Annotated in this window: 11 protein-coding genes; all 11 read left to right on the top strand. The window is 44.9% G+C overall.

Features of this window, described 5'->3' with window-relative positions; translation table 11 throughout:
- Entirely contained in the window at positions 1-900 is a 900-nt protein-coding gene (gene dpsA, locus ABRS97_RS00625; protein WP_367810963.1) for a dipicolinate synthase subunit DpsA, read from the top strand.
- On the top strand, positions 897-1,490 hold the full coding sequence (locus ABRS97_RS00620) for a dipicolinate synthase subunit B (RefSeq protein ID WP_367810962.1): 594 nt from the start codon (positions 897-899) through the stop codon (positions 1,488-1,490). Before dpsA ends, ABRS97_RS00620 begins: the two co-directional genes overlap by 4 nt.
- Before the next feature lie 36 nt (positions 1,491-1,526).
- Positions 1,527-2,564, top strand: coding sequence for an aspartate-semialdehyde dehydrogenase (locus ABRS97_RS00615; RefSeq protein ID WP_367810961.1), 1,038 nt, complete (start codon positions 1,527-1,529; stop codon positions 2,562-2,564).
- 48 nt (positions 2,565-2,612) lie between these two features.
- Positions 2,613-3,830, top strand: coding sequence for an aspartate kinase (gene dapG, locus ABRS97_RS00610; RefSeq protein ID WP_367810960.1), 1,218 nt, complete (start codon positions 2,613-2,615; stop codon positions 3,828-3,830).
- A gap of 26 nt (positions 3,831-3,856) precedes the next feature.
- Complete coding sequence (gene dapA / locus ABRS97_RS00605; protein ID WP_367810959.1) at positions 3,857-4,720, top strand: 4-hydroxy-tetrahydrodipicolinate synthase; 864 nt, start codon at positions 3,857-3,859, stop codon at positions 4,718-4,720.
- 217 nt (positions 4,721-4,937) lie between these two features.
- Positions 4,938-6,614: a ribonuclease J gene (locus ABRS97_RS00600; protein WP_367810958.1), complete on the top strand. Its 1,677-nt coding sequence runs from the start codon at positions 4,938-4,940 to the stop codon at positions 6,612-6,614.
- Between the two features lie 191 nt (positions 6,615-6,805).
- Complete coding sequence (locus ABRS97_RS00595) at positions 6,806-7,537, top strand: ClpP family protease (RefSeq protein WP_367810957.1); 732 nt, start codon at positions 6,806-6,808, stop codon at positions 7,535-7,537.
- Positions 7,534-7,770: a YlzJ-like family protein gene (locus tag ABRS97_RS00590; RefSeq protein WP_367810956.1), complete on the top strand. Its 237-nt coding sequence runs from the start codon at positions 7,534-7,536 to the stop codon at positions 7,768-7,770. Before ABRS97_RS00595 ends, ABRS97_RS00590 begins: the two co-directional genes overlap by 4 nt.
- 64 nt (positions 7,771-7,834) lie before the next feature.
- Positions 7,835-10,384: an FtsK/SpoIIIE family DNA translocase gene (locus ABRS97_RS00585; protein WP_367810955.1), complete on the top strand. Its 2,550-nt coding sequence runs from the start codon at positions 7,835-7,837 to the stop codon at positions 10,382-10,384.
- 124 nt (positions 10,385-10,508) lie between these two features.
- Positions 10,509-11,300 (top strand): spore cortex-lytic enzyme, encoded by a 792-nt coding sequence (gene sleB, locus ABRS97_RS00580; RefSeq protein ID WP_367810954.1) that lies wholly within the window; start codon positions 10,509-10,511, stop codon positions 11,298-11,300.
- A gap of 103 nt (positions 11,301-11,403) precedes the next feature.
- Complete coding sequence (gene yfmF, locus ABRS97_RS00575; RefSeq protein WP_367810953.1) at positions 11,404-12,684, top strand: EF-P 5-aminopentanol modification-associated protein YfmF; 1,281 nt, start codon at positions 11,404-11,406, stop codon at positions 12,682-12,684.
- The last annotated feature ends 2 nt before the right edge of the window (positions 12,685-12,686 follow it).

Genomic DNA, 12,686 nt, shown 5'->3' with positions numbered 1-12,686 from the left:
ATGCTTACTGGGATTTCGGTTGCTTTCATGGGTGGAGACGCCCGGCAGCTAGAAGTAATTCAGAAATTTACAGAGCTTGATGCAACAGTAACATTAATCGGCTTCGATAACTTGGGACGGCAGTTTAGCGGTGTAACCAATGCGAAGCTTCAATCAGCGCTCCTTCAGACGATTGATGCGCTGATATTGCCTGCGGTAGGAACGGATGATTCGGGACAAGTGGATTCCATTTTTTCTAGTGAAGAGATGATTTTGACAGACGAGATCATCGCTTCCTTACCTAAACACGCTAAAGTTTACACTGGAATGGCCAAGAGTTATCTGAAAAATCTGTGTACCGCGCATGGGATTGTGGTGGTCGAGTTATTTGATCGCGACGATGTAGCGATTTACAATTCGATTCCTACAGCTGAAGGAGCTCTTATGATGGCCATCCAGAACACCGATATTACGATTCACGGGTCGGTTTGCATGGTACTTGGCTTCGGACGTACGGGCTTTACGATGGCAAAAACGTTACAAGGACTCGGAGCGACGGTCAAGGTTGGCGTGAGAAAACCTGAGCATTATGCAAGGGCGTGGGAGATGGGTTTTCAGCCTTTCTATACGAAAGATCTGTACCCGGAAGTGGGGAATATTGACTTGCTTTTTAACACAATTCCGACTATGATAGTCACAGCGCAAGTTATTACCAATATCCCACATCGCGCGCTCATCATCGATTTGGCTTCCAAACCCGGCGGAACGGATTTCCGATTTGCCGAAAAAAGAGGCATTAAAGCGATGCTCGCGCCCGGGTTACCTGGCATCGTCGCACCGAAAACAGCTGGTCGAATTATGGCGAAAACGCTAAGTCAGCTGATTGAGGAAGACTTTAAAGACAGGAGCGATGTGGAATGAATTGGCAAGGGAAAACGGTCGGTTATGCATTAACTGGTTCTCATTGTACGCTGGAAGAAGTCATGCCGCAGATTAAGAGATTTGTAGATGCGGGTGCTCGAGTCATTCCAATCGTATCGAACTCGGTCTTAACAACAGATACGCGTTTCGGCAAATCTGCGGGTTGGCAGCAGCAATTGAAGGATATTACAGACAATGACATTATTTCGACAATCGTAGATGCAGAACCGCTTGGTCCGTCTAAACTCCTTGACGTGATGGTTATTGCACCTTGCACAGGGAATACGACTAGTAAGTTAGCGAATGCCATGACAGAGAGCCCAGTTCTTATGGCTGCTAAAGCGCATATGAGAAATCAGCGTCCGCTTGTTTTGGCAATTTCTACGAATGACGGACTTGGTCTGAATGCGATGAATATCGCCAAATTACTTATCACCAAAAACATATACTTTGTGCCATACGGTCAGGATGCACCTGGCGCAAAGCCCAATTCATTGGTAGCAAGAATGGATTTAATCATGGAAGCTTGCGAAGCCGCGCTTGAAGGAAAGCAGCTTCAGCCAATGATTATTGAAAGATTTCAATACTAATTCATATAGGCAAATTCACAGGGGAGAGGACAGGACATGTCGAACCAGAAACTATTTAACGTTGCAGTTGTCGGCGCTACAGGTGCCGTAGGGGAACAAATTATTCGTCTACTAGATGAACGGAATTTCCCCATTAAGGAATTGAAACTGCTCTCTTCGGCTCGTTCCGCAGGCGTTAAGCTTGCTTTCAAAGGTCAAGAAATAACCGTGCAAGAGGCAACACCAGAGAGCTTTCAAGGCGTAGACATTGCTCTTTTCAGCGCAGGTGGCGACGTATCAAAAACATTGGCTCCGCATGCAGTGAAAGCAGGTACAATTTGTATCGACAATACAAGTGCTTATCGTATGGATCCGGACACTCCGCTCGTTGTACCGGAAGTTAACGTTGATAAAATTAATGAACACAAAGGGATTATTGCTAATCCTAACTGTTCAACGATTCAAATGGTTGCTGCTTTAAAGCCATTGTATGACCATTACGGCATTTCCCGGATTATCGTTTCGACCTACCAAGCGGTTTCAGGGGCAGGCGCGAAAGCCATCAATGAAATGTTAAGACAATCCAAAGAAGTTCTTGAAGGAAGAGAAGCTAATCCGGACATTTTGCCGGTTGGATCCCTGCCTGTCAAGCACCAAATCGCTTTCAATGCCATTCCACAAATCGACAAATTTCTGGATAATGGCTTCACGAATGAAGAAATGAAAATGATTCTTGAAACAAAAAAAATTATGGATGACGAGTCTATTGAAGTCACGGCAACATGCGTTCGTATTCCAGTCGTTTATGGACACTCCGAATCTGTCTATGTTGAATTGAAAAAAGATTTTGATATCGCAGAAGTGAAGGGATTACTTGCTAACGCACCAGGGATCGTTCTTCTCGATAATCCTGATGAGCAGCAGTATCCATTAGCAACTGACGCTGCCGGAAAACTAGAGACTTTCGTAGGTCGTGTACGTCGCGATCTTAGCAATCCAAGAGCATTGAACATGTGGATTGTTTCTGACAATCTGCTTAAAGGCGCCGCTTGGAATGCTGTGCAAATTGCTGAATATATTGCTATTGAGCAGTAATCAGCAACCGTTGCCTACTGCAGCGGGATATGAATATGGGGGAGCCACATGCGAATCCTTGTACAGAAATTTGGAGGTACTTCGCTTTCCACCGTTCAAGCCAGAGCATATGTTATTGGACACATTCAAGATGCACTAGCGCAAGATTATAAACTAGTCGTAGTCGTTTCCGCGATGGGAAGAAAAGGGGAACCCTATGCTACTGACACGCTCCTGGACCTCGTTCGTCAGAACGGGGAGGGGCTGCCGGCTAGGGAGCTCGATATGCTTTTAGGCTGTGGCGAAACTATTTCCGCTGTTCATTTGTGTAGTTTACTGCAAGCCACAGGCATTCGTTCTACGGTTCTAACAGGTGGGCAAGCCGGGATACAAACCAATGACGTGTATGGTAACGCGCAAATCGCCTCTATTCAACCTAACCGGATTATAGATCTATTAGAGCAGGATCAGGTCGTAATTGTTACTGGTTTTCAAGGTAAAACAAATCAAGGCGAGTTGACGACCCTGGGGCGTGGAGGCAGTGATACATCTGCAACTGCGCTTGGTGCGTCGCTCAAAGCTGAAATCGTTGACATTTTTACAGATGTCAATGGTATCTTAACGGCAGATCCTCGTATTGTTGAGGATGCGAAGCCTCTCAAGAGGGTCAGTTTTGCAGAGATTTGCAACATGGCGCATAATGGAGCGAAAGTCATTCACCCACGCGCGGTAGAAGTCGCGATGCAAGCGAATATTCCGATTCGCGTTCGTTCGACATTTTCCAAAGAAGAGGGAACGCTTGTTATAGCTGGAGATACCATTCACCATGAAACCAGCCAAGTTGCGGATCGCTTTGTTACAGGCATCGCGCAGTTTACTAATATTACGCAAATTCAGGTTGCTGCAGTTGAGGGCCATTTTGATCTTCAACTTCGTGTGTTCAAAACTATGGCACAGCATCAGATTAGCGTCGATTTTATAAACGTGAATCCATCAGGGGTTGTGTATACCGTATTTGATCACGAAGCGGATCGGGCTATTCATCTGCTTCGAAGCCAAGGTTATGAGCCAAAAGCACTGCGCGGCTGTTCAAAAGTCTCTATTATCGGAGGCGGTATGAATGGTGTGCCGGGCATCATGGCCCACATTGTTGAGGCGTTGACTGAGGAGGATATCCGAATTCTTCAATCCGCGGATTCCAATACGACAATATGGGTGCTCGTTCATGGCGAGGATATGATCAAAGCCGTGCGGGCGCTTCATCATAAGTTTTATTTATCGAAGTAAAATGTAAGATACAGGAGGCGCATACGGTGGATTTCGGAAGAGTAGTCACAGCGATGGTAACTCCATTTGACGAGCAATTACAAGTCAATTGGGACCAAGTTGAACCACTGATTAATTATTTGATCGAGGAGCAGCAATCCGATAGCCTCGTTATTTGTGGTACGACAGCAGAGTCGCCAACGCTAACGGAGGAAGAGAAACTGCAACTTATTGCAGCATCCGTCCGTTATGCTAAGGGACGCTGTAAAATTATCGCGGGAACTGGCAGTAATGATACAATGCATACCATTCATTTTTCCCAAAAGGTTGAAAAGCTTGGAGTCGACGCTTTACTCGTCGTCGCTCCTTACTATAATCGTCCTTCACAAGAAGGACTTTACCAACATTTCAAAGCGGTTGCGCAATCCGTGGACGTTCCTATTGTACTGTATAATGTCCAAGGCCGCACAGGTGTTAATCTGGAAGCAGATACGACGATTCGTCTTTCGAAGATTCCGAACATCGTGGCTACCAAAGATTGTGCGAATACGGACCAATTGACACGTATTCTTAATGGAGTCGATGCTGATTTCTCTGTTTATAGTGGAGAGGACAGTAACACATTGCCAGCAATTGCTATCGGTTGCCGAGGAATTATTAGCGTTGCGAGTCATGTGATTGGAAAAGAAATGCAATCTATGATAAAGTATTACCTAGAAGGCAATATACAGCAATCGGCGGAACTCCATCGTAAGCTCCATCCTGTATTTACTGGTATCTTTTGCGCTCCGAGCCCAGCTCCAATTAAGTATGCTCTGGCGCTCAAAGGTATCCAAACTGGTGGAGTCAGGCTTCCGTTAGTCAACGTATCCGAACAAGAAGGACAATTCATTCAATCTCTTTTTGTATGATAAAGCCTAATGAATCGGTGCTCCCAGCATCGGTTTTCTTTTTTTGGGGACACTAGCAGCTACGGGGTGTGTTTTTGCAATTATAAGGTTCATTGACAAATACACACGAGAGTAACAACTTGTAATTGCTGTTTTTCTTCATGTATAATGGTTGCAAGTGACTGGTTCGGTTTAATCATTTAAAATTCGTCGTCCAATCTTAGAAGGAGGTATATTCTTGTCCAAAAAAAATATAGATAAACTTTTGATCTTCGCTCTTGGCGGCGTGGGCGAAATCGGAAAAAATATGTACTGTGTTCAGTATGCGAACGATATTGTTGTGATTGATAGCGGTTTAAAATTTCCAGAGGAAGACATGCTGGGGATCGATATTGTCATTCCAGATATCGGTTATTTAACAGAAAATCGGGATAAAGTCCGCGGTATTATTATTACTCACGGCCATGAAGACCACATTGGTGGCTTACCTTATGTTTTGAAGCACCTCAATGTTCCATTGTATGGTACGAAGCTAACAATGGGACTTATTGAAGCAAAATTGAAGGAAGCAAATTTGCTAGGTACGACAAACCGCATTCTGATCAACTCGGAATCGGTCCTTAATCTTGGAGTAATTACCGCATCATTTTTCAAAACGAACCATAGTATTCCAGATTCCGTTGGTGTTGCATTAGATACGCCAGAAGGCGTCGTTGTTCATACAGGTGATTTTAAATTCGATCAAACGCCTGTTAATGACCAATATGCGGATTTACACCGTATGGCTGAAATTGGAAAGAAAGGCGTAGTTGCCTTACTGTCCGATAGCACGAATGCGGAACGCCCTGGATACACAGGTTCTGAGAAAAGTGTTGGCGTTGAAATCGAAGAGGTGTTTCGTAAAGCGAAGCAAAGAGTCGTTATTGCGACTTTTGCATCCAACATTCATCGCGTTCAACAAGTATTCGATGCAGCTGCTGCAACGAATCGTAAAGTAACGGTGATTGGTCGAAGCATGGTAAATGTCGTATCGATCGCAAGTGAATTAGGCTACTTGCACATCCCGGATGGTATGCTTATTGAACCTGAAGAGGTGAACAAGCTTGCTGCAGACCGTGTAGTCATTCTTTCCACAGGCAGTCAAGGCGAGCCTATGTCGGCACTTACGAGGATGGCGCGTTCTACGCATCGTAAAGTGGATATTTTGCCAGGCGATACGGTTATTATTGCAGCAACACCTATCCCGGGTAATGAGCGTTATGTAGGACGTACAGTGGATGAGCTATTCCGAATTGGCGCTAATGTGATTTACGGTCCTGGTTCAGTAACCGGTGTACACGTATCTGGCCACGGCAGCCAAGAAGAATTGAAATTAATGCTCAATCTAATGAAGCCGAAATACTTTATTCCCATTCACGGTGAATACCGCATGCTTCGCCAACATGGCATACTTGCCGAGTCGGTCGGCATTTCTAAAGAAGATATATTTATCTGCGATATTGGCGATACGGTGGAAATTCAAAATAGTGTTGCTCGCAAAGGTTCCAAAGTACAAAGCGGCAACATTCTGATTGATGGGCTAGGTGTAGGCGATGTAGGTAATATCGTACTGCGTGACCGTAAGTTGCTATCTCAAGATGGAATCTTAGTGGTTGTAGTTACGCTTAGCAAGCAAGATGGCAAAATTTTATCCGGACCGGATATTATATCCAGAGGATTCGTATATGTGCGTGAATCCGAAGGCCTCTTGGAAGAAGCTAATCGTATCGTAACCAATACGTTAACGAAATTAATGAATGAAAATGTAAATGAGTGGGCATCTTTAAAAACAAATGTAAAAGATGCTCTGGGACGATTTTTATATGAACAAACCAGAAGAAGACCAATGATCCTTCCTATTATTATGGAAGTCTAGTCTCGAACAAGTCACTTGAACCTATGCAAATAACAGAAGCTCTCCCAATAGCGGGAGAGCTTTTTCATTTTACCACCAAGGTGTCAGAGGTATGAAAATGCTTCAGTTTATTCATACTATTGGAGATTATGAAACGTTATGCACAGGAATGAAGACAGTATGCTGTAGCAAAACCCGAAGGAGGAATTAGAATGGCAGCACCAAGCGAACCGAAACAGCAGGATCCAGGGACGGAGGAAGCCAAGAAAAACGCTACCCTAGAAGCTATTCAACAACTAGGTCAAACAAATACCCCGGCGGGTGAATCCAATATTTTTTGCCTTACGATTATCGGTCAGGTGGAAGGGCATATTGTTTTGCCGCCTCAGAATAAGACAACCAAATATGAACATATTATCCCGCAACTTGTTGCAGCCGAACAAAACCCCAAAATTGAAGGTGTCATGATCATCTTAAATACAGTTGGAGGCGATGTGGAAGCCGGTCTAGCAATTGCTGAAATGATTTCAACATTGTCTAAACCTACCGTTACCATTGTACTAGGCGGTGGGCACAGTATTGGCGTACCCATAGCGGTTTCCGCTAACCACTCTATTATTGCCGAAACGGCGACGATGACGATACATCCGATCCGGTTGAATGGATTAGTAATTGGTGTTCCACAAACGTTCGAATATTTGGATAAAATGCAGGAACGGGTCGTCCGCTTTGTGACGAAGCACTCTAATGTGACCGAAGAAAAATTTAAAGAGCTGATGTTTAAAACAGGAGAATTAACGAGGGATATTGGCACGACTGTTATTGGTGCGGATGCTGTTAAATATGGGCTCATTGATCAGGTGGGAGGGATTGGAGAAGCTTTAAGAGAGCTGAACCAACGTATCGAAGCGAAAAAGACGGAAAGTGGAGGCATCGTCCAATGATCCACTACTCGGTTATTCCAATGGAAGATATTTTCCAAGGTATGGATACTTATGTTCCGAATTACTTGGAGATTTCACATCAAGGCGTCATGATGCAAATTGAACCGATTAGCGGTTATCAAGCCCGAATTGTCCGCCTTTTTAGCTGTAATCCACAGGATTACCTGAAAGAACAATATGCACCTGGGACTGTAATCGCCTATAGCCCTGACTTTACTCATACTCCTGTGTAAACTGATCTGCCAGTATCATCCCCCTGACCCAATATGGTATAATGTGGACTCGGGGGTGACAAGCGTGGCAAAACGCAAAAAGAAAGGAAAAGCTTTAAAAACTAGCTTGTTATTCGAGTTGTACGGGATTCTTATTCTGATTTTTTCGGTCATTGCGCTTGCGCAGCAAGGGCATGTCGGCAATTCGCTTAAGTATCTCTTTCGTTTCTTTGTAGGAACGTGGGATTGGTTAATACCGCTAATTTTCATATATGTTGCTTTGTATGCCATGATTAAAAGAGCCTGGCCTCCGATGCGAACTGCGAAGAAGGCAGGCTTTCTACTCTTTATTCTAGGTTTGCTTATTAAGAATCATATTGACTTGTTCGCTCAACTATACCCAGATGGCGGATTTACTTCAGGGAAAGTTATTTCATCGACGTGGGACGCGATGTTAACAGGTTTGCATCCTACGGAAATCGGTCAATCCGCACTTCAGCACGAAACAGGTGGCGGTATGATCGGTGCAATATTGTACAGCATATTGTACTTTTTGTTTGATTATTTAGGAGCAAGGTTGATTCAATATGCACTGTTTGTAATCGGTTTTATTTTGGCAACGGGAATTTCATATGTGGATATCGGCAATATGGTGCGAGGCCGCTTCAAAAATGTTGGAGACAACTTTAAAGACAGGATGAAAGAATGGCTGCAGGATCGCGAATCTCGACAACCGCAAACGGCTGCTGTTAACGGCGCTGCTACACGGTCAAAGAAATCATCTTATGTGCCTTTGGATGATGAGTTCGATGAAGAGGTTTTCCAGCCGGTCAAGCGATCAAAGAAAGCTCCGGTGTTTATGGAGCTGCTTCGCCCAATAAAGGAAGGCAGGAAAAAGCGGGAAACTCCAGCAATGGAAGATGTGGATGACATTGCAATGAATGAAGATGGCCATACAGAGAAAGTGGTTTATCAGGCGGAATCAAATGAAAGCCCTCTCTTAACGGAAGTGGAACGAGATCAACCAGTAACTCCAATCATCCGTGACTTTCAGGAGCAGGTCTATCAAGAAGCTCAGCAAGTGGCAAAGCCAGCTATGGATTCTCCTCCAGCTTCGATGAAGCCAAAAGTAGCAGCGGCAGCAGCATTGGATGCGGATCAAGAGCCAGTTGTCGTAGAGTTCCAGCAAGACCAGCCACAGGTTAATACGAGGCCATATGAGCTGCCTGCTCTTGATCTGCTGGCTAAGCCAGCTGCTGGTAAAGGCAGTGAGATGTCTGACTACAAAGCGAATGCAAGGAAGCTAGAAGCGACTTTGGAGAGCTTTGGGGTTAGAGCTAAGGTTTTGGAAGTTGTACGAGGCCCTGCGGTGACCCGTTACGAAATCCAGCCTGACGTTGGCGTGAAAGTCAGCCGGATCGTCAGCTTGACTGATGATATTGCTTTGGCTCTGGCCGCCAAGGATATTCGGATGGAAGCGCCAATTCCCGGCAAATCGGCGATCGGCATCGAAGTGCCGAATTTGGAAGTATCGGTTGTAACGATGCGTGAAGTGATGGAGACGAATGCTTTTCAGGAGTCGAGCTCACGTCTGTCTGTCGTACTGGGGAGAGATATTTCTGGTCAGCCTATTGTAGGCAATTTGGCAAGAATGCCTCATTTACTCGTAGCAGGAGCAACGGGATCGGGGAAGTCGGTATGTATCAATGGCATTATCACAAGCATCTTGTATAAAGCAAAGCCAAATGAAGTGAAGTTTCTAATGATTGACCCGAAAATGGTCGAGCTCAACGTTTATAACGGGATACCGCATCTGCTTGCGCCTGTTGTTACCGACCCACGCCGAGCTTCTCTTGCCCTTAAGAAAGTCGTCGTTGAAATGGAGAAACGCTATGAGCTCTTCTCCAAGAGCGGGACCCGGAACATCGAGGGCTACAATGCAATGTTGACCGAAAGCGGGACGGCAGCACCTCTTCCTTATTATGTCGTTATAGTGGACGAGTTAGCTGATTTAATGATGGTTGCCGCCAACGATGTGGAAGATTCCATTTGCCGTTTGGCTCAAATGGCTCGGGCTGCCGGCATTCATTTGATCATTGCAACACAGCGACCATCTGTCGACGTAATCACTGGCGTAATTAAAGCCAATATTCCATCCCGAATTGCATTCGGAGTTTCGTCTCAAGTTGATTCACGGACGATCTTGGATATGGTTGGCGCGGAGAAGTTGTTAGGACGCGGAGATATGCTCTACCTGCCTGTAGGCGCATCTAAACCTGTACGTGTGCAGGGAGCCTTTTTATCCGACCAAGAGGTCGAACATGTAGTAGGATTTGTACGAACGCAAGAGCAGGCCAATTATCAGGAAGAAATGGTGCCACAGATCGAAGAAATGCCAGAGCAGCAAAATGAATTCGAAGATGAACTTTACGATCAAGCTGTGCAAATTGTTTTAGAAGCGAAACAAGCATCTGTCTCACTTCTTCAGCGGCGCATGAGGGTCGGTTATACGCGAGCGGCACGGCTCATCGATTCCATGGAGGCAAAGGGTGTTGTCGGGCCGTATGAAGGTAGTAAACCGCGTGAAGTGCTCATGTCGATAGAACAGTATCAGCACAACCGGATCAGCTCTTAATAAGATTTACTTCGTGCAAGCACTCTCCCAGCGAGAGTGTTTTTTGCTGTGTATAATCGCCGCCCCCCTTTCTCATAATAAGCAAGAAAAGGCTGCAATTTGAAAAGAAAGGTTGAGAAGGGGAATGAACAAAAGGTTAATCGTACTTACATTTTGTATCGTTTTCGTATTGTTCGCCGCATTTCAGTTGAAAAGCAAAACGAGTCCGGAAACGGAAGAGACGTTTAGTAAGAATGAGATTAGATATGGAGCTAGCGGAACTGATGTTAACGAGTTACAAGGTCGATTAAAGTTTATCGGCTTCTATGGTGGAAGTATAGACGGCGATTTCGGGTATAAGACATTACTAGCAGTAAAACGATTTCAAGGTGAGTTCGGCATGAATGTAGATGGTGTTGTCGGTGCCAAAACGAAGCTTAGGCTGTGGGAAGCAACAAAATCATGGAAACCGACAGCCCCAGCGAGTGGAAACTCAGGAGGATCCGGATCTGGGGGAGGTTCTACAACGGCTGGGAATAGTCAAGCGCCATCCAATTTAACACCGTCAAACAATTTGGGGTTGTCCGAGCAAGATATCAACCTTATGGCGAATGCCGTAAATGGCGAGTCACGCGGGGAGCCTTACATCGGGCAAGTAGCTGTTGCTGCGGTTATTTTAAACCGAGTTAAATCAGCCAGTTTTCCGAATACAGTGTCAGGTGTTATTTTTCAGCCTGGCGCCTTTACTGCAGTGGCTGACGGTCAAATTTGGTTAACTCCAAATGAATCCACGAAGAAAGCAGTCAGAGATGCGCTGGGTGGATGGGACCCAACAGGTGGCTGCATTTATTATTTCAACCCAGCTACAGCAACATCGAAATGGATTTGGAGCAGACCTCAGGTAAAAAGTATTGGCAAACATATTTTCTGTAAATAAGGGGATGAGGGACAAGGAGAAGGAACCAGATCTGGTTGCTTCTCTTGTTCGTATAGGAATATAATGGATACATATCTTGGATTCAGGAAGGGAGACACAGCCTTTGAAGCATACACAATTTCAGCGGAGCACGTGGAACCATATTCGTTTGCACGTGCTGCCGACGGATCAATTTAAAACATTTGCCATATCTGTTTACATAGGCCGTCCATTAGCGGAAGATACCGTCACGAATACAGCGTTAACGCCTTTTGTGCTTAGAAGAGGGACAACAACGTATCCGGAGACGCAACAATTCAGGGAATATTTGGATGACTTGTATGGTGCCGGATTTGGCTTTGATATTTATAAACGTGGCGATTATCAGATTGTCCAGTTTCGAATGGATATTATTAATGACCGATTCGTTTCTTCGAGCGAATCATTGTTGAAGAAGGGACTAGAGTTTGTAGGTGAAACGATAACGTGCCCCGCACAGGAGAATGGCCATTTCCGGAGCAAATATGTCGATGCTGAGAAGCAAACACTTCAAAAACGAATTGAAGCTGTTATTAACGATAAAGTACGTTACGCAGCTGAGCGTTGCATTGAAGAAATGTGCAGTGACGAGCCTTACAAACTTCACTCTTTAGGAAATATCGAAGCGTTGAGCGGTATTACCGCGCAAAGTTTATACGAACAATATACAGAGTGGCTGCAAAATGCGCCAATAGACATTTATGTTGTTGGCAATACCACGCTTCAAGAAGTGGAGTCTATCGTTAAACAATCGTTTTCTATAGATAAAAAGAAGGATGTTTCCTATAATACCTCGGTACCGCGGAAACTTACTCGTGATGTAAAAACGGTTGTTGAACGCCTCGATGTGAATCAAGGCAAGCTCAATATGGGGCTTCGCGCGAATATAGCATATGGCGACGATCAATATCCGGTGGCTTTGATGTACAACGGGATTTTAGGCGGATACCCGCACTCAAAGTTGTTTGTTAATGTTCGTGAGAAAGCCAGCCTGGCTTACTATGCTTCTTCGCGGTTCGATGGACACAAAGGAATCTTAACACTGCAGTCAGGGATCGAGATAGAGAATTATGAAAAGGCGGTTGACATTATTCGTCAACAGCTCAAGGCAATGGAGCAAGGGGAAATCAATGAAACCGAAATGAGTCAAACCCGAGCGATGATTTCAAATCAATTGCGCGAATTGCAGGATTCAGCTTTTGAACTCATTTCATTTGATTTTAATGCGATTTTGTCTGGAAAAGAGCGCTCGGTTGCTGGTTTAATCGAAGGGGTTGAGCAGGTGGACGTAGCTACGATTGCTGAAGCAGCGAAGCGGGTTCAATTGGATACGATTTATTTTTTGCGGGATCAGAAAGGGGAATAAAC

Source organism: Paenibacillus tabacirhizosphaerae, assembly GCF_040812395.1.
Taxonomy (GTDB): Bacteria; Bacillota; Bacilli; order Paenibacillales; family NBRC-103111; genus Paenibacillus_E.
Note: the sequence above shows the minus strand (reverse complement) of the source record. Positions and strands in the feature narration are given on the sequence as shown.